Raw genomic sequence first — 21,279 nt, 5'->3', positions numbered from 1 at the left:
TGTTTTGAAATCTCTTTCAAAACGGCTGTCAATTCAATATGTCTACGAACGTGTCTTATTTTCTTTTTCGCTTGTCTCTCAAAGCGGGTGCAAAACTAAAACTTCTTTTTGTTTCTCGCAAGAAAAATTTAAAAAAATTTTGAAACTTTTTTTTCGTCTCCTTTTTATCAATTTTCCTTCCAGTCTCTCAATGAACTTCCGTGTTTTGCGGGGTGCAAATGTAAAAGCATTTTTCAAATCTCACAAGCTTTTTCTAATCTTTTTTCTGAAAAATTTTTCAGTTTTGATTTCTTTTCCTGCCAGTCTTTCAGTGAACCTCTTTCGTTGTTGCGGGTGCAAAAGTACACAACAATTCCAGTTACGCAAGCCTTTTTGCAAACTATTTTTAATCTTTTTTGCAATTATTTCTTAACTCTCTGATAACACAAGTTTTACAATTTAAACTTTTTTGAAACATTGTCAGGTTTTTCTACACCGCATTGCTTTTTCCTTATTTTATGCCCTTTCTGCAATACCGTTTTTGAAGAGTTATTAAGTTTTGAGTCTTTTTTGACTGGTTTTGCCACAAAGGCACTAATTCACAAAGATTGCTTTTTCTTCCGTTTTATTAATCTCGCAGAGACGCAGAGGCGCAAAGTTTCTATTTTTGGGATGTTTTTCTTTTGAAAACTCATGCCCTAGCCCCGATAGCAGCGAAAATCCTTTTGTGCCGGGGTTCGGCACAAAAGATTGGAGCGGATAGCGGGATTAAGCTCCTTATTAATCTTCAAACTTAAAAGGCTTCTACTTCGCTCAGCCGGACAATCAGCATTCAAAACCTAACAACAGTTTCATTCAAGCCATATAGTCTTTTTACTCTTAATATATATTATAGTAGAGTTTTCTACTTATATATGTATACAAATAAACCCCGCAGGTTTTAAAACCCTGTCGAATTATAGAAATAATAGCTACTCTTAGTATTAGTATACCTAGCTTCTTACATAATAAAGTAATCTTCTACATATATATATTGTATGTATTTTTGTAATCACTTATATTTGCATTCACAAAATTATAAACAATGATCAAGATTACTTTACCCGATGGGTCAATTAGAGAGTTCGCTCAAGGCGTAACTCCAATGGAGGTCGCTAAAAACATTAGCGAAGGTTTTGCAAGAAATGTGATTTCTGCATCTTTTAATGGTACAACTATTGAAACCGAGACCCCATTAACGACCGATGGTAATCTTATATTATATACTTGGAATGATGCTGAAGGTAAAAAAGCTTTCTGGCATTCGACTTCGCACGTAATGGCACAAGCTCTTGAGGAATTGTACCCTGGAATTAAATTAACTCTTGGGCCTGCAATTGCTAATGGGTTTTACTATGACGTGGATTTTGAAGACCAAAAAATCTCTGAAGCTGACTTTAAAAAGATCGAAGATCGTGTTCTTGAGATTTCAAGAGGCAAACACGAATTTAAAATGCGTCCGGTTAGCAAAGCTGATGCATTAGAAATGTATAAAGACAATGTTTACAAGACTGAATTGATTTCTAATCTTGAAGACGGTACTATTACTTTTTGCGATCATTCTACTTTTACTGATTTATGTCGTGGTGGACATATTCCGAATACTGGAATCATCAAAGCTATGAAAATCATGAGCGTTGCTGGTGCTTACTGGAGAGGTGATGAAAAGAACAAGCAGCTGACTCGTGTTTATGGAACTTCTTTCCCTAAACAAAAAGATTTAACTGAATATCTTGAACTTCTTGAAGAAGCTAAGCGTCGTGACCACCGTAAATTAGGAAAAGAACTTGAATTGTTTGCTTTCTCTCAGAAAGTGGGCCAAGGTTTACCTTTATGGTTACCTAAAGGCGCTGCGCTTAGAGAACGTTTAGAGCAATTTTTAAAGAGAGCTCAAAAGAAAGCAGGTTATGAGCAAGTTGTGAGTCCGCATATTGGACAAAAAGAGCTTTATGTAACTTCTGGGCATTATGCTAAATATGGGGCTGATAGTTTTCAGCCGATACATACTCCTGCAGAAGGTGAAGAGTTTTTATTGAAACCAATGAACTGTCCTCACCACTGTGAGATTTACAATGTAAGACCTTGGTCATATAAAGATTTACCTAAGCGTTATGCTGAATTTGGTACTGTATATAGATATGAGCAATCTGGTGAATTACATGGTTTAACTCGTGTTAGAGGTTTTACTCAGGATGATGCGCATATTTTTTGTACTCCGGAACAATTGGATGAAGAGTTCAAAAAAGTAATTGACTTAGTATTATATGTATTTGGTTCGTTAGGTTTTGAAAACTTTACTGCTCAAATTTCATTGAGAGATCAGGAAAACAGAGAGAAATATATTGGTACGGATGAAAACTGGGAGAAAGCTGAAAACGCAATTATCAATGCCGCGGCTGACAAAGGATTGAATACTGTAGTAGAATATGGTGAAGCTGCATTTTATGGACCTAAGCTTGACTTTATGGTTAAGGATGCTTTGGGAAGACAATGGCAGTTAGGAACAATTCAGGTTGATTATAACCTTCCTGAGCGTTTTGATTTGACATACAAAGGTGCTGATAATGAATTACATCGCCCGGTTATGATTCACAGAGCTCCTTTTGGATCTATGGAACGTTTTATAGCAATTTTACTAGAGCACACAGCAGGAAATTTCCCACTTTGGCTAATGCCTGAGCAGGCTATTATATTGTCTTTGAGCGAGAAATACGAAAATTATGCTAAAAAAGTTTTAGATTTGCTAGAAAATCACGAAATTCGCGCCCTAATTGACAACCGAAATGAAACTATCGGTAAGAAAATTAGAGATGCAGAAATGCAAAAAATTCCATTTATGCTTATCGTGGGTGAAGAGGAAGAGAAAAACGGCACTATTTCTATTCGTCGCCACGGCCAAGAAGGAAAAGGTAATATCACTGTTTCTATCGAAGAATTTGCTTCGATTGTAGACGAAGAAATAAAAAAGACATTAAAAGTATTTACAGTTTAACTTAAATTAGAAAGTCATAGCAATAAAAAGTAACAGAGGTTTTCAACCTCGAGTAGAAAAAAAAGATGCACACAGAATAAATAACAATATTCGTGGTGTACAGGAAGTAAGGTTAGTAGGCGAGAACATCGAACCAGGTGTATTTAAGCTTGCAGAAGCTTTACGTCTAGCAGATCAGTTTGAATTAGACTTGGTTGAAATTTCGCCAAATGCTGAGCCGCCGGTTTGTAAAATCATGGATTACAAGAAATTTGTTTACGAACAAAAGAAGCGTGATAAGGCATTAAAAGCTAAATCATCGCAGGTTGTAGTAAAAGAGATTCGTTTTGGTCCTCAAACAGATGAGCATGATTATGAATTTAAAAGAAAGAATGCTGAGAAGTTCTTAAAAGAGGGAGCTAAATTAAAAGCATTTGTTTTCTTTAAAGGACGTTCGATCATCTATAAAGATCAAGGACAAATTTTACTTTTACGTTTGGCAACAGATTTAGAGGAGCATGGTAAAGTTGAAGCTATGCCGGTTCTTGAAGGAAAGAGAATGATTATGTTCATTGCTCCGAAAAAGAAAAAATAATTTGCTATAAGCAGTAAGCTTTAAGCAAAACCATTTGCCTAAAGCTTACTGCCTAAAGCTTAGAAAATATAAGTAAGTAAGAATAAATTAAAACACTAGGAAAAATGCCTAAAATGAAAACTAAATCTAGCGCTAAGAAACGTTTTAAAGTTACTGGTTCTGGAAAGATTAAAAGAAAGCATGCTTTTAAAAGTCACATCTTGACTAAAAAATCTAAAAAACGTAAATTAGCTTTGACACACTCAGCGCTAGTTCACTCAACAGATATGAAAAGCATCAAACAACAATTAAGAATTATCTAATAATTCTTTAGGTTAAAAAATTATTTATATAACCTTGGAGTATGGCTTTCAAGTTCCTTTGATTCAATTCAGGACGCCTGCTACAAAAACACATTAAAATTATGCCAAGATCGGTAAATTCAGTTGCTAAAAGAGCAAGAAGAAAAAAAATAATGAAGCAAGCCAAAGGTTTCTTTGGTAGACGTAAAAACGTTTGGACAGTTGCTAAGAACGCGGTAGAGAAAGCGATGAGCTACGCTTACCGTGACAGAAAACAGAATAAAAGAAATTTTCGTTCATTATGGATTCAACGTATTAACGCTGGAGCTAGATTAGAAGGAATGTCTTATTCTCAATTCATGGGGAAAGTTAAAGCTAACGGAATCGAATTGAACCGTAAAGTTCTTGCTGATTTAGCGATGAACCACCCAGAAGCTTTCAAAGCAATACTTAATAGAGTAAAATAAACGTTTTATAAACTCAATTTAGATTACTTACTTATCATAAAGAAACCATTCGTTAATTCGGATGGTTTTTTGTTTTTACAATAATCTGTTTTACCTTTAATCCTATCATAAAACAATTGTAAAATGTTTACGGCAATATTTGATCATATACAGAAATTTATAACATTAGAGCCTTCAGAAATTGAGACACTAGAAACATGTCTTACTATTTCGAAAGTAAAAAAGAAAGAACATCTATTACAGGAAGGCCAAGTTTGTAATACCTTATATTTTATACTAAAAGGCTGTGCGAGACAATATATCATTAATCCGAAAGGTGTAGAACAAACTTTGCAATTTGCTGTTGAAAATTGGTGGATAACTGATTATTTAAGTTACCACAACACTACTCCATCTCACTTCTATATTCAGACTGTTGAAAATTGTGAATTAATAGCGATTGAAAAAGGGACTTTAGAGTCTCTATTAGTTGAAATTCCTAAGCTGGAAAGATATTTTAGAATCGTTTCTCAAAAATCATTTGGCGCGGCTCAAATGCGTATTAAATTTTTATTTACAATGTCTGCCGAAGAAAGGTATCATCATTTTAATAATCAAAATCCGGAGTTTGTACAGCGTGTACCGCAATACATGCTTGCCTCCTATTTAGATTTTTCTGCAGAATTTATGAGCAAAATCAGGGCTGGAAAAGTCTGATTTCAATTTCTTGAAGTAGTTCAAGTTTTTAAAAGGATACATTACTGACCTTTGTAATGAACTTTTAAAACACATAAAAATGAAATCAAGAATTCTTATCCCAGAAGCTGCCCCACAAGCTTATCAGGCTTTAATTAACTTAGAAAAATATATTTCTACTACCTCATTAACTCCAGTCCATAAAGAATTAATTAAAATACGTGCCTCTCAAATTAATGGTTGTGCGTATTGCATTAACATGCACACTGCTGATGCGAGAAAACATGGCATTTCTGAACAAAGAATATACTTAACAAGTGCATGGCGTGAAGCTGATGTTTATACTGAAGAAGAAAAAGCTATTTTAGCTTTAACAGAGCAGGTAACTTTAATTAACAACCATGTTACTGACGAAGTTTATCAAAATGCAGCAAACTTATTTGATGAAAAATATTTAGCAGAAATTATCCTTGCAATCATTACAATTAACTCTTGGAACAGACTAGCAATTACTACTGGATTAAGAGCTGTATAATTCCTTTATAAGGATAAATTTTACAACATTTTTAAAATTCTAAACCCTCCCGTCAGAGGGTTTCTTTGTATTTACCTGTAAATGAGACTTAGTCAAATAAAAATTCAATCATTTTACAAAAACAGGTATTTATACTCTTTCATGGGAATTTAGGTTTTCTATTTTTGGTTTATGATTTCAAAATACACTACAATAAATTCATATTCCATGGCAGTTTCTTTTGTCTTTTTTGCATGCCAGAAGGAATATCATAAATATTCTAATTTAAAAAACTTACAACTAAAAAATATAACCATTATAAAACTTCATCGGATTTTTCATTAGTTGTTTATATGTACGGGGAAATACGGAAATCCGTACGAAGACTACAACTAAGAGGATTAATTTTGAAAAGCAATAGATTTAAATTTACTATAAAATAATAAAATTTGTATGTTCAAAAAGGTTTTAATTGCAGAGGACATAGACAGTATTAGTGCAACAATTATAAAAGTTCTTGAAGAACTAGAAATTCCGGTAATCCACCATGTAAAATATTATGATGATGGTTTATTAAAAATCAGAAAAAGTCTTCTTGACAATGAACCGTATGATTTGTTAATTACCGATTTATCTTTTAAAATAGATCATCGAAACACCAACATTTTGAATGGTGAGGAGCTTATTAACTCTGTGAATAAAATACATCCTCAATTAAAGAAAATTGTATTTTCATCAGAAGATAAATCATATAGGATAAAAAAGCTTTTTAATGAATTAAAGATCACGGCGTATGTTTCTAAAGGAAGAAATAGTATTGAGGAGTTAAAAATTGCCATGCAAAAGGCTTATAAAAATGAAGAAAAAATACTTTCTTCAGATTTAAGCTTTAGTTTTAATGATAAATCTTTAATTGAAATTGAATCTTATGACATTTCTATTTTAACCCTAATGGCAAGAGGTTATATTTTAGGGAGCATTTCAAATGAATTTAAGGCAAAATCGATAACTCCAAACGGAACCAGCAGTATTGAGAAACGAATTAATAAATTAAAAATATATTTTAAAGCTAATAACAATGTGCACTTAATTGCTATAGCCAAAGATTTCGGCTTAATTTAAATTCTATTAAACTTTATGAAACCTAAATATAAATTTAATCTGATATCGAAGATCAACACAGCCAGCAATAAAATTATCATAAAAACATTACTGCTTTGTCTTTTCTTGTCTATATGTTTTGCTTATGTTTCTGAAAAAACGGGCTGGCTTGAAATAGACTGGAAGATTATTTTTATACCTGCACTTCTTGTTCTGCAAATAATAATTATTGGAAAAGCTTTACAAAATAGATATAAAAAGCTTTAAGTATTTTGATTTAAAAATATCGAAATGCTTATATTTGATTTTTTAAAGCCTCATGAAAATTCTTATAAATTACGTTCTCTTACTATTCATTTCTTTCCAATCTTTAGCACAGACTAAAATTATTTCCTGGAATCTGGAAAACTTTGGAAAATCTAAATCACAATCAACCTTAAATTTTATAGCTAATACTGTACGTGATTATGACATTGTCGCTATTCAGGAAGTTGTTGCCGGGTACGGCGGCTCGCAGAGTGTTTCGAAACTTGCCACATTGCTAAATGAAAAAGGAGCAAAATGGGATTATGTTATTAGTGATCCTACAAGTGGAACCAGCTATAAAAAAGAACGCTATGCTTTTCTTTGGAAAACAAATAAAGCCAAATTAAAAGGAGAACCATGGCTTGAAAAAAAGTATAATTTAGAAATTGACCGCGAACCCTATTTTGCAACTTTCGAGATAAACAAAAAAACATTTACTCTGGTCAATTTTCATGCAATCACAAAAAGCAAACAGCCAGAAACTGAAATTAAATATTTCAAATTTCTGCCTCAGCAATATCCGAATCTCAATTTAGTATTTACCGGAGATTTTAATTGTCCGGAATCTCATACTGTTTTTAATCCGTTAAAGAAAATGGGATATACTTCAATGCTGCAAAAGCAAAAAACTACTTTAAAACAAAAATGTAATGGAGATGTTTGTCTTGCTTCTGAATTTGATAATACTTTTTACAATCCAAATAGATTAAATCATATCGATTCAGGAGTTATTTTATTCTATAAAAAATTCAATACGCTTCAGGATGCCCGAAAAATATCCGATCATATTCCTATTTGGTTAGAATTTTCGTTGAATTAAATTATGTTTTGAGCTTTTTCTTTTTTGCTGCCGGGAATAAAACGTTATTTAAAATCAAACGATAACCAGGAGAATTAGGATGTAAATCTAAAACTGTTGGCGGATCTCCAACCTGATGCTGAAAATCTTCGGGATCATGGCCTCCAAAAAAAGTAAACATTCCTTTTCCTTTTTCTCCATGAATGTATCTTGCTTCACCATTAAGTTCGCAAGTTCCCATCACTAATACATTTGATTTTACTAATGTTTCATTAAAAGAAGTCGTTTGTCCCATAAATCCTTTTACTAATTGGGTATGATTTTGACATAACATACTTGGAATTGGGTCCCATTTTGCAGAAAATTCCATTAAGGTAAAGTAATCTTTTTCCATTGGGACTCTTCTTTTTCCAGTCATATCAATATCTGAAAACTCGTAAACTTCTGGTCTTCGTTCTAAAATAAAGTCTTTGAATGCGAAAGAGTTTGCGTAATTTAGTTTTGATTGATAGTTAGATTCACTTGGATCTCCATCAAACATAGTTTCGCAAATATCAACACCATCTGCCGCAAGCGCAATATCAAAACTGTCAGTTGCTGAACACATGGCAAACATAAATCCGCCGCCAATAACAAAATCTCTTATTTTTTTTGCTACTGCGCCTTTTTCCTGAGAAACTTTAGAATAACCCAATTTAGAAGCTAAAATTTCGGCATCTTTTTTCTGTTCAATATACCAAGGTGTATTTTTATAAGCTGCATAAAATTTTCCGTATTGTCCAGTAAAATCTTCATGATGTAAATGCAGCCAATCATATAATAATAATTGGTCACTTAAAACTTCTTCATCATATATTGGTGTAAATGGAATTTCTGCATAAGTTAATACCAATGTTACTGCATCGTCCCAAGGTTGTTTTCCTTTTGGAGTATAAACTGCAATTTTTGGCGCTTTTTCAAGAATAACGGATTCCATATTTTGTGATGGACTCGAAATATCATTTAAAATTGAAGCTTCTTCACTATCTGAAAGTATCTCAAAGCTAACACCTCGAATTTTGCATTCTTTACGAATTTCATCAGCATCCGGTAATAAAAAAGAACCTCCGCGATAATTAAGTAACCAACTTGCTTTGTAATCTCTACTCAAACACCAATATGTAATACCGTAAGCTTTTAAGTGATTTTGCTGCGTTGTTTCATCCATCGGAAGTAAAATAAACGAAGCTTTTGCATTAAGGGAAAGCAATAAAATGAAAATATAAACTAAACTTTTTTTCATCAAAAAATATTTTAAGTAAAGATATAAAGGAAGCTTATAAAATCACAATAGAAGAGTAGTTTTATAATAATATAAAACTGTTAATTAACAAGAATACAAAAACATTTAAAGATTGAAATTTTGTAAAAAACAGGTAAAAATACGTAAACTATGACAACTTTTTCTGCCTAAATTTGGAATCTTAAAATCGACCAAATTAATCGATTAAAATCAAACCAAATGAATTACAACCAAAATAATCAACCAAAAGAATTTACCATAATGCAAAAAATAGGCATTTGTGTACTCGTTTTTACAATAATCGTTTATTATGTTTTATCCATTCAATTTTTAACAAGCTAAAATTACAATGTCAAAACTGCAATTTCATTTTGAATAGCATAAACAACCAAACCAGCAATATTTCGTGATTCTGTTTTCAGTAATAAATTATTACGGTGTCCTTCTACTGTTCGCGGGCTTAAAAAAAGATGTTCTGCTATCTCTGTAGTTGTTTTTTGCTGACAGATTAGCTGTAAAATTTCAATTTCACGCGGAGAAAGAAAATTTGTTTCAAGATTGCCTTTTGAATTTTTAGAAGATACGATAGTTTCCTGAATGGTTTTTAATACATTTTCGTTGTAAAAAAATCCTTTTCTGTTAACTTCATTAATCGTTTTGATTAAATCTTTTGGAGTTGTGTTTTTAATGAGGTATGCCACTGCTCCAACCTGAATCATATTTGCTATAAATGATTTTGAATCATAGCTGGTCAGGGCTATAATTTTAATATCTGGAAAAGATTTTCGAATAATTTTTGTTGCTTCGACACCATTTAAAACCGGCATTTTCAAATCCATTATAATAATATCTGGCTTGACATCATTATTCTGTAATTTGTTAACCAGCTCTTCACCGTTTGAAGCTTCAAAAATAATTTCAATATTGTCTTCTCTTTGCAATAAAAAAGCTATTCCTTTCCGAAACAATACTTCGTCATCGACTAAGGCGATTTTAATTACGGCATTCATTTTGTCTGTTTTTGGTCATTTGGTTTCCCGAAATTACAAAATATGAATTAATAATAGCTAAAGAACCTTGTTTTATTGATGCTAAAGCGTAATTATTTACTAAAATTTATATTAAAAGGTAAAAATTACAGCAATACCTTTATTTATTTCTGAATCTATTTTAATAGTTCCGTTTAAAAAGGAAATCCGGCTGTCAATATTTTTCATTCCAAGTCCTTTTTGGTTTTCACTATTTTTGCTGTCAAAACCAATTCCGTTATCTTCATAATAACAAGTATTTATTCCGTTATTATCTTTAAAGGCAATCCAAATTTCTGTTGCTTTACCGTGGCGAAGCGAATTATTCATCAATTCCTGCAAAATTCTAAAAATGTGTAAATGACGATCGAGATTATCATCAAAATCTATTTCATTTTTATAATAAGTTTTAACTGATTTACTACTTTCAAATTCTTCGCATAATTCCTCAACACCCGCATTTAATCCGAATTTTTCAAAAACCGGCGGTAATAAATTATGAGCAATTTTTCTTGAATTTTCTAAGGCCTTTGCCGTTAGATTAATAATATTATCTGTAATCTCGATAGTTTCTTCTTCGGTTAAGTTAGGCGCAGAAAGCAAATGCGTATTTAAGGAAACAATATTAAGTTTTGAACTTATATCATCGTGCAAATCTTGTGCAATACGCTTACGTTCTTCTTCCTGCGTAACTATAATGGCATGAAGCTGTTCTTTTTGATACTGTAATACCAAATCTTTTTTCTCCAATTCTTTCTGAATTATTTTTTTTCTGGAGAAATAGAAAAATATTATCAATACAACTGCAACAATTATAAAGAAAAGAGAGATATATAATATAATGGCAACCAGTTCTTTTTCAGGGATTGAATGGGTATTCATATCTTTTTAGGTTTACAAAAAAATGCTTATTGATGTTGAAATCAAATATATCTCATTTAATTTGAATGTGATTATTTCTTGAAAATAATTATTAAATAAAAAAATCTCTATCAAGACACATACCTGATAGAGATTTTTGAAGTTGTATAGAACAAATTAATGATCATCATCTGTACATGGCGGACTTGGCTCACTAAAGTCGTAAACTCCATCTACTATTTTAGATGTTGCTGACGTCTTTTTAATATTATTGTCTTTATCTAAACCTACAAAAATAGTGGTCATTTTTCCTTCTTTATTCAATCCTAAAAACAATCCAACTTTTTCAATTCCTGCTTTATTTAGTATAGATGTAATCACCTCTGTTTCCATAGCATAACTTCGAATTCTTAAGCCATCGTATGATGTTATTTCATTTAGTTCCTCTACTTTATCTAGTTTTTCCTGCCAGGCTTCAATACCTGTAAAAGCTGTTTTTGGCGATAGTAAATGTTTATTTAATACTGCTGTTCTTTTACGAGTTAAGTCAATTGTTACCTCATTAAGATCTGTTAATTTATCTTGGTTTGAAGATGCAAATAATACTTTTGAATTTATTCTGCTTATTTCTTTTCCGGCAGAGTTCACTCCTGCTGCATCAATTTTTATAATCCCATTTTCATATCCTAATACAAATCGTAAATGATGTAAATCTGGAGTTGAAGTCAATTTAGAAAAATCTTGTGATGAAAATAAATAGCTTTTAACTTCTTTTTGCGAGCTTGCAAATTTATTATCTAAATCAGCATTTAACCAATTACTCTTTTCTGATGCTGTTGTACTTATTTCATCCTGAGTTGTTCCTCTCTGACATGAAAACATAACGAATATTACAATAGCAACGAGATAAAAATTTATTTTTTTCATATTATTTTGTTTACAATTAATAAATAAGCTAAATATTCCAATTTTTAAATTACTAAAAGGCCTTACTTAAATAGATAAAAAAATCTCTATCAGAATGTCTAATAGAGATTAAAATAAATATGTATTATGGTGTTTCAGGATCTCCGTAAGGAGGAACTGGGCGGCTACCATCATAAACATCATCAGCATCATCTTTTGAAGTTAGAGATGCTTTTTTAATTCCATTATTTTTATCAAGATTGATCAGTATTGTTGTAACTTTTCCTTTTGGGTTAAGTCCTAAAAACAAACCTACATTTTCGCTTTTTTTAGATGTCATTTCCTTTACCACATCAGCTTCAAGGCTGTAGTAACGAAATCGGGTGCCTTCATATGAAAGTACTTCATCTAAATCAGAAACAGAACTAAGTTTTTCTTGCCAAGCGTCTATCCATGCAAAAGCATAAGAAGGTACCAAAATATGTTCGTTTAATAATAAACTTCTTTTTTTTGTAGTGTTTACAGTCAGTTTCTTAAGTTCAATAAGATTGTTTTGAACATTGACATCTTTCAAAACTGTTGACTCAACTGATCCTAACTTTTGACCGCTTTTATCAACTCCGGTAACTTCTATTTGTATTGTGTTATCTTCATATCCAAGAACAAAGCGAATTTCTTCTACATTAGGTATGTTTACCAATTTATCCAATTCTTCTGTTGGAAATAAATAGGCTGTAACTTGCTTTTGAGAACTTGCAAAGTCCGTATTTAAATCGGCTTTTAACCAATTTTCTTTTTTATTCGAAGCTGTATTTAAAGAACCATCATCTTGTGATGTATCTTTTTGACATGAAAACGTGACAAGTAATGTCATTAAAGCAATACAAAAATTTCTTTTCTTCATAATTAAATTTGATTTTTGATAAAGTTAATTGTTAGTTTTTAATTGTAATCTCTTTATAAAAATTTATTTTCCAATCGTATAAAATAAATAACTGGTTGACTAAAAGTAAAAAAGCGTTTAATATCCAGGTTAAATATTTAAGTTCACTGTTAAGTCCTACAGAAAAGTTTCCTATTAAATACAATACGGTGCTTGCCAATAAATATAATACAAGTCCCACAGTAGTATAATAATATCTTTTACTTTCTGTAAGCATATTGTAAAAATGAAATAAGGCATAAATTACTATAAGTAAATTTGTTAAAGTAATTTCAAATAAATTAAACTTTAAAAACTCACTTGAATCTATATAGAATTGTATTGCTAAAACCAGTAATGCTAAAGCCAGACTAATTTTTATGAATATTTTTTGACTCTTTACCTGTGTCAATGAATTGTAGAAAATCCCAAGCATTATCATTTGACCTATAAAGAATATATTAACAAAAATTAAATTGGTCATTCCTAGTTGATAACATAACTCCATACTGAATTGCATAGCAAAACAAAAGGCTAGATATAAGACAAAAAAAACATTAGCTTTTCCCTTTCGGAAAAAGCTATATGAATAGATTATCAGGTTTATTAATAAAACTAAATAAGTCGAGTATATTAATAATTCATTCATTTTTTATATACTTCACTATTAATATGGTGGGCTAGGACGTGCTCCATCATACACAATATCTCCGGCAGCATCTGATTTATTTTGTTCTGATGATAAATGCCCGTAAACATCTACATATTTACCTGTTTCCTTATCATATTGTGCACCAACAAAAAGTAAAGTTTTTTCTTTTTGATCATTAATACCAATATATGCACGAACAGCATCCGTATCCAATGCCAATACTTTTTCTAAACTTTCTCGTGGTATTAAAAAAGATTTTACTTTGTTTTCTGGGGTTTCGATCGTGGTATCATCCTCGTACCTTTTTTCCCACACTTCTGCAGTAGCCAATGGGATTTGAATTGGCCCCGGAAAGTTTTTTTCGCTCATAGTTTTTAAATTTTAATTAGTTAATAGTTTTAAAAATTGTTTATGGTTTCGCTAAGCTACCGAATTAATTTTTATGAAGAAATATTATTTTGTGAAATTATAGACAGAAGTATTTAATCGCTGAATAAAAAAAAATCTTTACAAGCAGGGAGCTCATAAAGATTTTTTTATTTAGAATTTTATTTGAATTAGAATGGAACATCACTGTCATCATCGTCATCATTTAAATTGCTTCCAAAAGCTTCATTAGGTGAAGGGAGATTATGAGTAATAAACGGATTGTTATCATCATGATTCATTTTTGACGGCAAATCATCATAGCTGCCTGAAAATTCATCAAGATTATCAAATTTCCCTAAGTGTCCTAAAAATTTCAAACGGATGTTTTCAATACCACCATTACGGTGTTTGGCTATCATAATTTCAGCCTGACCAGCAGTTGGTGAAGCTTCTTCATCATCCCATTCCTCAATTTTATAATATTCTGGTCGGTACAAAAACGAAACAATATCCGCATCCTGCTCAATTGCTCCAGATTCACGAAGATCCGATAATAAAGGACGTTTACTAGAACCACGTGTTTCTACAGCACGCGACAGCTGAGAAAGTGCAATAACGGGAACGTTAAGCTCTTTTGCCAAAGCTTTTAAGTTTCGGGAAATTGTCGAAATTTCCTGCTCACGATTTCCTCCTCCTTTATTATTTCCTCCCGCAGTCATCAACTGCAAATAATCTATAATGATAATTTTAATACCATGCTGCGACGCTAAACGACGGCATTTTGCTCTTAAATCGAAAATAGAAAGTGAGGGTGTATCATCAATAAATAAAGGTGCTTTCTCTAAATCTTTCACTTTAGTACTCAACATTGTCCATTCATGGGCCTCTAATTTACCTGTACGTAATTTTTCTGATGACAATCCTGTTTCGGAAGAAATAAGCCTAGTAATTAACTGAACAGATGCCATCTCCAGAGAGAATAAAGCTACTGCGTGCCCATATTGGATAGCGATATTTCTGGCCATAGAAAGTACAAATGCCGTTTTTCCCATCGCTGGTCTGGCCGCGATAATAATTAAATCACTCGGCTGCCATCCGGATGTTAACTTATCTAGGTTATGAAAACCAGTTTCTACACCACTTAATCCTTCTTTTTTAGAAATTTCTTCAATTTTCTTTTTAGCTTGTAAAACTAAACTTTGTGCGGTTTCAGAACTACGCTTTATATTTCCTTGTGTTACTTCATATAATTTAGATTCCGCTTTATCTAATAAATCAAAAACATCTGCACTTTCATCATACGATTCTTCTATAATTTCAGATGAAATTCTAATCAAACTTCTTTGAATAAATTTTTGAAGAATAATACGCGAGTGAAATTCGATATGCGCTGAAGAAGCAATTTTCTGAGTAAGCTGAATCAAATAAAAATCTCCACCTGCTAAATCCAACTTTCCATTTTTCTTTAACTGAGTTGAAACTGTTAAGATATCGATTGGCTGAGTTTCGGTAAAAAGCTGTAAAATCGCTTCAAAAATATGTCTGTGTGCGTCTTTGTAAAAAGCATCGGGCTGCAAAATATCAATTACATCGTCAACCCCTTTTTTATCAATCATCATTGCTCCCAACACAGCTTCCTCCAGATCAAGTGCTTGCGGTGGCAATTTTCCTTTCTCCAGATTAATAATAGTGGTTTTATCTACCTTTACAGGATTTACATTCTTGAAATTTTCCATATAGCGAAAGTAGCAAAATTTAAAAAAAATCTGCTATCTAGTTATAACTAATAATTGTTTATAAATAATCTTGATTTGTTGATAACCAAAAAAAAATCCGAAACCGCAGGGCTTCGGATTTTTCATCATATTATATGAATTTACTCTTTATACTCGCCCATGTTGCTGTATTTGTCCATTCTTTGGGCAATCAGCTCGGCTGTTGATAAGTCTTTCAATTCGTTATATCCTTTGGTAATGTATTCTGCTACTGTTTTAAAAGTAGTTTCGCGGTCGTAGTGTGCTCCGCCTAGTGGTTCAGGAATTACATCATCAACTAATTTTTGTTTTTTCATATCAGATGAAGTCAATTTTAAAGCATCTGCAGCACGTTCTTTGTACTCCCAGCTTTTCCATAAAATTGAAGAACATGATTCTGGAGAAATTACAGAATACCAAGTATTCTCTAACATATAAACTTTGTCTCCAACACCTATTCCTAAAGCTCCTCCAGAAGCTCCTTCACCTACAATAATGGTAATGATAGGCACTTGTAAACGAACCATTTCGAAAATATTTCTTGCAATAGCTTCTCCCTGCCCTCTTTCCTCAGCTTCAAGTCCTGGGTATGCACCCGGAGTATCTACTAAAGTTAAAACAGGAATTCCGAATTTCTCTGCCATTTTCATCAAACGCAAAGCTTTACGGTATCCTTCCGGATTTGCCATACCAAAATTACGGTATTGACGTGTTTTTGTATTAAAACCTTTTTGCTGACCGATAATCATAAACGACTGTCCGTTTACTTTACCAAGACCACCAACCATCGCTTTATCATCTTTAAAACCTCTGTCTCCATGAAGTTCTAAGAAAGTATCTCCACAGATTGCTCTGATGTAGTCTAAAGTATAAGGTCTATTTGGGTGTCTTGACAATTGTACACGCTGCCAAGCCGTAAGGTTTTTGTATATTTCTTTTTTAGTCTCTACTAATTTCTTGTTGATTTCTTTACAAGTTGGCGTAACATCAACGTCAGATTCTTTTCCAATTATAACACACTTTTCTAACTGCTCTTCAAGTTCTTTTATTGGAAGCTCAAAATCTAAATATTCCATGGATTTTTGAATTTTGTTTTTAAATCGAACCGCAAATATAAAAATATTATACTATTCGTGTGATTATTTCGTGTTTAAAATGTAAAATTGTAATTTAAAAATAAGGCAAATACTACACTTTTTCTTTATTCTTATAATGTTTAAAAACACCATTTAAAATAACTGTAATAACAATTATTACAGCCCCTATGTAAAATTCGGTACTCATTTTTTCTTTTCCGCCCAGGATAAAATAAGCCAAAAGAATACCGTAAACCGGCTCTAAATTAGTGGTTAACATTACCGTATAAGGGGTTAAGCGCTGCATTACTTTTACCGAAGCGGTAAAAGCATAAGCCGTGCAGACAGAAGCCAAAATCAACAGCAAAATCCAGTTATTTAATGACATTACAAAAAAGTCTGCATTGAATTTTCCTATCACTAAAAAATAAATAGAGATAAAGAAAACTCCTGCACCAAATTCGTAAAATGTAATAACTGAAGGCTCGTGATCTGAGATTAATTTCCCATTCATCAGCGTAAATAAAACCCCAAGAATTATCGAAATTAAGGCGTAATAAACTCCTGTAAGATATTTAATTTCAACCTGCAATATCAATCCTAATCCGGCAATGATGATTAATCCGAAGAAAACTTCGTACCATAAAATCTTTCTTCCGTAAAAAAGCGGCTCTAATAAAGAGGCAAAAAAAGCTCCAAGAGAAAAAATCGACAATGTTATGGAAACATTTGATACATGAATGGCTTTAAAAAAGAAAATCCAATGGAGTGCAATTAATAATCCAACGAAAATTAATTTAGCAAAAGATTGTGCTGATATTTTAAAAGACTGCTTTTTATAAAGAATAAATCCGCCAAGAAAAATTCCGGCAATTAACATTCTGAACCACACTAAATTTTCGGCATCAATTGTAATTAAAGCTCCAAGAATAGCCGTAAATCCCCAAATAAAAACAATTAAATGAAGGTTTAAGTAACTTTTTAAATTATCGTTTCGCATTACGTAATAAGTAAACTGCCAGAATTCCAAAAACAATATTCGGGAACCAAACAGCTAATAAAGGTGAAAAAGTAGATTTTTCGGCAAGAGTACCAAATATTTTATCAAAGAATACAAATGAAAAGGCAATCGCGATTCCAATTGCTAAATTCATTCCCATTCCGCCTCGGCGTTTCATTGAAGAAACTGATACTGCAATAATTGTCAAGATAAAGGCAGAAACCGGGATGCTGTATTTTTTGTAAAGAACGACTAAATAGGTATTGATATTTCCTGAACCTCTTTTTCTTTCTTTTTCAATAAAATCAATCAATTTACCTAAAGTTAATGTTTCTGCTATATAAACAACAGGCGTTAAATCAGCAAGTTCAAACTTAAATTTTATCTTTTTTTCAGGTTCTTTTTCAATTACATCGTTCAAATCAGCAAGAGTCCTTTTTGTATAATCATACAAAATATACGTCTTTAATTTCGGATCCCATTTAATACGGCTTGCTGTAATTTTATACGTTAGTTTATCTTTTTCAAAATGTTCTAACGTAAAATTAAACGCCGTTTTAGACTCTTCATTAAAACTGTTTACAAAGATAAAATCATGATCATTAATCTGTCTGTAAACATTGGTATTTTCACCCCGCATGAGTTCCTTTCCATTTCCTTTCAAATAGGTGTACCTAAAATTATTATAACCTTCACTTGCGGCAGGAACAATAAAAAATCCCATCAGCAAAACAAAAATAGAAACAATTGTAGCACCTATAATATAAGGACGTAAGAAACGCGTAAATGAAATTCCTGAACTCAAAATCGCAATAATCTCTGTATTATTTGCCAGTTTAGAGGTAAACCAGATTACCGACAAAAACAAAAATATCGGAAATAATGAGTTTATAAAATAGATCGTAAAATTGTAATAATAGAACGCGATATCCATAAACGGAATCTTGTTTTCGAGCATCTTATTTACTTTTTCAGAAACGTCAATTACGATTCCAATTGGCGCAAACAAAAGCAGCATCACAGAAAAAGTTCCGAGATATCTTTTTAAGATGTATTTATCTATTATTGACAGCATATGTTTTTTGTTTATTTTGTTTCAGGTTTCAAGTTTCAAGTTCTCTATAGAACGTGAAACTTGAAACCTGAAACTTGAAACTTTTTTTAAAGTCTTTGACTCATATTTTTAACCATCATTTCTTTCCATGGTCTAAAATCGCCTGCTAAGATATGTTTTCTAGCTTCACGAACCAACCACATGTAGAAACCAAGATTATGAATTGTAGCAATTTGTTTTCCTAAATATTCGTTAGCAGCAAATAAGTGGCGTAAATACGCTTTTGTGTATTCTGTATCTACAAAAGTATGTCCCATTTCATCAATAGGAGAAAAATCAGCTTCCCACTTTTTGTTTTTGATATTGATTGTTCCGTTTGCTGTAAACAGCATTCCGTTTCTTGCATTACGTGTTGGCATAACGCAGTCAAACATATCAATTCCTAATGCAATATTTTCTAATATATTAATAGGAGTTCCTACTCCCATTAAATAACGAGGTTTATCTTCCGGAAGAATTTCGCAGACAACTTCAGTCATAGCGTACATTTCTTCTGCAGGTTCTCCTACTGATAATCCGCCAATTGCATTTCCTTGTTGGCCAGAATTCGCAATATATTCAGCCGACTGACGACGTAAATCTTTATATGTACTTCCTTGAACAATTGGAAAAAAAGTCTGTTCGTAACCGTATTTATAAGGAACTTTTTCTAAATGATTAATACAACGATCCAGCCAGCGATGTGTCATTTGCATTGATCTTTGTGCATATCTGTAATCACAAGGGTAAGGCGTACATTCGTCAAAAGCCATAATAATATCGGCTCCAATAGTACGCTGAATTTCCATTACATTTTCTGGAGTAAAAAAGTGGTAAGAACCGTCAATATGCGATTTAAACTTCACTCCTTCTTCTTTAATTTTTCTGTTTGAAGAAAGAGAATAAACCTGATACCCGCCCGAATCAGTCAAAATATTACGATCCCAATTCATGAATTTATGCAATCCTCCTGCTTTTTCAAGAATTTCTGTCTGCGGACGTAAATATAAATGGTACGTATTTCCAAGAATAATATCCGGATTAATATCGTCTTTTAATTCACGCTGATGCACTCCTTTTACCGAAGCCACCGTTCCAACAGGCATAAAAATAGGCGTTTCGATTACGCCGTGATCAGTAGTTATACTTCCCGCTCTTGCTTTAGACTGCGGATCTTTTTGTAATAAATCAAACTTCATGTGTTTCTTTTTTCAGTCGGCAAAGATAAGTTAATTTCAGGGAAATTTAATTAATTAGATCATTTGTCCATTATAAAATTGAGTTAATTCAAAAACAAAACTTCTAACCACATTATGTATAACATTTAACTTCTATTGGGCGTTCCCTTCGGTCGGGCTATCCGCTATATCTTTTGTTCCAGAAAAACTCATTGTTAATTAAGCCCAAACATTTGTCACAAAAGGATGTCGCTTCTATCCCTAACGCAAAAAAGACGTGACCGTTACACGAGAAATTTTTAAATTTGAATAGTATTAAAAATTCTTTGAAGAACAAAAAACTCAACATTCTCAGACTGAGGAAAGTCGAAGCGCTCACAAAGCAGAGCCATCAAACAAAAAAACAAAACCTGTTTAAAGCCGTGAAAACCCGTGTGCCATTAACTCAAACAAAATAAAATGAATTTAGCTCAAAAACTTGGATATCCTGAAAACACCAAACTATTAATCATTCATGCCGACGATGCCGGATTATCACATTCAGAAAATCAAGCAACTATAAAAGCGCTTCAAAACGGATCTGTAAACTCATACAGTATAATGGTAGCGTGCCCATGGTTTTATGAAATGGCTGTTTTTGCCAAAAACAATCCAAATTATGATTGCGGTATTCATTTAACACTGACTTGCGAATGGGAAAATTATAAATTCGGTCCGGTTCTTCCTGTTTCCGAAGTCCCAAGTTTAGTCGATCAAAACGGTTATTTCTATAAAACCAGAAAGGATTTTAAAGACAATGCAAAACCTTCTGAAATCAAAAAAGAACTAATTGCTCAAATCGAAAAAGCTTTGCAATTTGGTATTCAGCCTACACATCTTGACTCGCATATGTGCAGTGTTGGCGTAACTCCAGAAATTTTGAAAATCTATAAAGGACTCGGAAAAACATATAATTTACCTGTTTTCATCAATAAAGATTTTGTAGAATCTATTCGTTTATCTGATGAAAAATATGACTTTGAGAATACTCTTTTAGCAGATAATCTTTTAATTGGATATTATAATGACTTCGAAAAAGGAGAACTTAAAAAATCTTACGAAAAAGCTTTAGACAATATCACTTCTGGATTTAATGTTTTCTTACTTCATCCGGCTTTTGATGATTTTGAAATGCAGGGCATTACTGTAAACCATCCAAATTTTGGCTCACAGTGGCGTCAAATTGATTTTGATTATTTTACAAGTGCAGAATGCAAAGCAAAACTAAAAGAGAATGAAATTCAATTAATTACATGGAAAGAGATTGGACAATTAGATAATTTAGCAATTAGATAATGAGATAATTTTCTTTTTTATGTGAATATTACAATATCCTCTTGCTAAAAGTATAAGAAGCAAAAATCATTGATTTCATAACTTTATAAAAAATAT

22 protein-coding genes are annotated in these 21,279 nt (G+C 32.1%); 10 read left to right on the top strand and 12 right to left on the bottom strand.

Annotation, left to right across the window (positions count from 1 at the left end; genetic code table 11):
- The first annotated feature begins 1,063 nt into the window (after positions 1 to 1,063).
- The 9 genes from thrS to J2Y38_RS24285 all read left to right on the top strand — a co-directional run bounded on the left by thrS (position 1,064) and on the right by J2Y38_RS24285 (position 7,748).
- Positions 1,064 to 3,010, top strand: coding sequence for a threonine--tRNA ligase (thrS, locus tag J2Y38_RS24320; RefSeq protein WP_053474258.1), 1,947 nt, complete (start codon positions 1,064 to 1,066; stop codon positions 3,008 to 3,010).
- Positions 3,011 to 3,032: 22 nt separating this feature from the next.
- Positions 3,033 to 3,584 carry a translation initiation factor IF-3 gene (gene infC, locus J2Y38_RS24315; RefSeq protein WP_073489566.1) on the top strand — a complete coding sequence of 184 codons (552 nt, stop codon included), beginning with the start codon at positions 3,033 to 3,035 and terminating at the stop codon, positions 3,582 to 3,584.
- A 104-nt stretch (positions 3,585 to 3,688) separates the two neighbouring features.
- On the top strand, positions 3,689 to 3,886 hold the full coding sequence (rpmI, locus tag J2Y38_RS24310) for a 50S ribosomal protein L35 (protein ID WP_007810722.1): 198 nt from the start codon (positions 3,689 to 3,691) through the stop codon (positions 3,884 to 3,886).
- 101 nt (positions 3,887 to 3,987) lie between these two features.
- Positions 3,988 to 4,332: a 50S ribosomal protein L20 gene (gene rplT / locus J2Y38_RS24305; RefSeq protein ID WP_309847892.1), complete on the top strand. Its 345-nt coding sequence runs from the start codon at positions 3,988 to 3,990 to the stop codon at positions 4,330 to 4,332.
- Between the two features lie 123 nt (positions 4,333 to 4,455).
- A complete protein-coding gene (locus J2Y38_RS24300) occupies positions 4,456 to 5,028 on the top strand; it encodes a Crp/Fnr family transcriptional regulator (protein ID WP_309847889.1) in 573 nt (190 codons plus the stop codon).
- A 79-nt stretch (positions 5,029 to 5,107) separates the two neighbouring features.
- Positions 5,108 to 5,542, top strand: coding sequence for a carboxymuconolactone decarboxylase family protein (locus J2Y38_RS24295; RefSeq protein ID WP_053474261.1), 435 nt, complete (start codon positions 5,108 to 5,110; stop codon positions 5,540 to 5,542).
- Between the two features lie 432 nt (positions 5,543 to 5,974).
- Positions 5,975 to 6,643 carry a response regulator gene (locus tag J2Y38_RS24290; RefSeq protein WP_309847886.1) on the top strand — a complete coding sequence of 223 codons (669 nt, stop codon included), beginning with the start codon at positions 5,975 to 5,977 and terminating at the stop codon, positions 6,641 to 6,643.
- A 15-nt stretch (positions 6,644 to 6,658) separates the two neighbouring features.
- Positions 6,659 to 6,889, top strand: a complete 231-nt coding sequence (locus J2Y38_RS24600; RefSeq protein WP_409025155.1) for a hypothetical protein — start codon at positions 6,659 to 6,661, stop codon at positions 6,887 to 6,889.
- 52 nt (positions 6,890 to 6,941) lie between these two features.
- Positions 6,942 to 7,748, top strand: coding sequence for an endonuclease/exonuclease/phosphatase family protein (locus J2Y38_RS24285; RefSeq protein WP_309847883.1), 807 nt, complete (start codon positions 6,942 to 6,944; stop codon positions 7,746 to 7,748).
- Position 7,749: 1 nt separating this feature from the next.
- Here J2Y38_RS24285 and J2Y38_RS24280 read toward each other — a convergent pair whose 3' ends face one another.
- The 12 genes from J2Y38_RS24280 to tgt all read right to left on the bottom strand — a co-directional run bounded on the left by J2Y38_RS24280 (position 7,750) and on the right by tgt (position 19,869).
- Positions 7,750 to 9,009 (bottom strand): asparagine synthetase B, encoded by a 1,260-nt coding sequence (locus J2Y38_RS24280; RefSeq protein ID WP_309847881.1) that lies wholly within the window; start codon positions 9,007 to 9,009, stop codon positions 7,750 to 7,752.
- 344 nt (positions 9,010 to 9,353) lie between these two features.
- Positions 9,354 to 10,019, bottom strand: a complete 666-nt coding sequence (locus J2Y38_RS24275; RefSeq protein ID WP_309847878.1) for a response regulator transcription factor — start codon at positions 10,017 to 10,019, stop codon at positions 9,354 to 9,356.
- Positions 10,020 to 10,130: 111 nt separating this feature from the next.
- Positions 10,131 to 10,919: an ATP-binding protein gene (locus tag J2Y38_RS24270; RefSeq protein WP_309847875.1), complete on the bottom strand. Its 789-nt coding sequence runs from the start codon at positions 10,917 to 10,919 to the stop codon at positions 10,131 to 10,133.
- 156 nt (positions 10,920 to 11,075) lie between these two features.
- Positions 11,076 to 11,825, bottom strand: coding sequence for a hypothetical protein (locus J2Y38_RS24265; RefSeq protein ID WP_309847874.1), 750 nt, complete (start codon positions 11,823 to 11,825; stop codon positions 11,076 to 11,078).
- Positions 11,826 to 11,949: 124 nt separating this feature from the next.
- On the bottom strand, positions 11,950 to 12,708 hold the full coding sequence (locus tag J2Y38_RS24260; protein ID WP_309847872.1) for a hypothetical protein: 759 nt from the start codon (positions 12,706 to 12,708) through the stop codon (positions 11,950 to 11,952).
- A gap of 31 nt (positions 12,709 to 12,739) precedes the next feature.
- Complete coding sequence (locus tag J2Y38_RS24255; protein ID WP_309847870.1) at positions 12,740 to 13,375, bottom strand: hypothetical protein; 636 nt, start codon at positions 13,373 to 13,375, stop codon at positions 12,740 to 12,742.
- An 18-nt stretch (positions 13,376 to 13,393) separates the two neighbouring features.
- The gene (locus tag J2Y38_RS24250; RefSeq protein WP_309847866.1) at positions 13,394 to 13,747 is read right to left on the bottom strand and encodes a hypothetical protein; all 354 of its coding nucleotides are present in this window, start codon (positions 13,745 to 13,747) and stop codon (positions 13,394 to 13,396) included.
- Positions 13,748 to 13,935: 188 nt separating this feature from the next.
- Positions 13,936 to 15,483 (bottom strand): replicative DNA helicase, encoded by a 1,548-nt coding sequence (gene dnaB, locus J2Y38_RS24245; RefSeq protein ID WP_309847864.1) that lies wholly within the window; start codon positions 15,481 to 15,483, stop codon positions 13,936 to 13,938.
- 140 nt (positions 15,484 to 15,623) lie between these two features.
- A complete protein-coding gene (locus J2Y38_RS24240; RefSeq protein WP_053474271.1) occupies positions 15,624 to 16,577 on the bottom strand; it encodes an acetyl-CoA carboxylase carboxyltransferase subunit alpha in 954 nt (317 codons plus the stop codon).
- 112 nt (positions 16,578 to 16,689) lie between these two features.
- Positions 16,690 to 17,577: a DMT family transporter gene (locus tag J2Y38_RS24235; RefSeq protein WP_256635853.1), complete on the bottom strand. Its 888-nt coding sequence runs from the start codon at positions 17,575 to 17,577 to the stop codon at positions 16,690 to 16,692.
- Entirely contained in the window at positions 17,564 to 18,652 is a 1,089-nt protein-coding gene (locus J2Y38_RS24230; RefSeq protein ID WP_309847859.1) for an LptF/LptG family permease, read from the bottom strand. The genes J2Y38_RS24235 and J2Y38_RS24230 overlap by 14 nt, the downstream gene beginning before the upstream one ends.
- 86 nt (positions 18,653 to 18,738) lie before the next feature.
- Positions 18,739 to 19,869 carry a tRNA guanosine(34) transglycosylase Tgt gene (tgt, locus tag J2Y38_RS24225; protein ID WP_309847857.1) on the bottom strand — a complete coding sequence of 377 codons (1,131 nt, stop codon included), beginning with the start codon at positions 19,867 to 19,869 and terminating at the stop codon, positions 18,739 to 18,741.
- 438 nt (positions 19,870 to 20,307) lie between these two features.
- Here tgt and J2Y38_RS24220 point away from each other — a divergent pair, with 438 nt between their 5' ends.
- Entirely contained in the window at positions 20,308 to 21,183 is an 876-nt protein-coding gene (locus J2Y38_RS24220; protein WP_309847856.1) for a polysaccharide deacetylase family protein, read from the top strand.
- The last annotated feature ends 96 nt before the right edge of the window (positions 21,184 to 21,279 follow it).

The organism is Flavobacterium sp. 2755 (genome assembly GCF_031455715.1).
GTDB lineage: Bacteria > Bacteroidota > Bacteroidia > Flavobacteriales > Flavobacteriaceae > Flavobacterium.
This window is presented reverse-complemented; position numbering and strand designations above follow the sequence as displayed.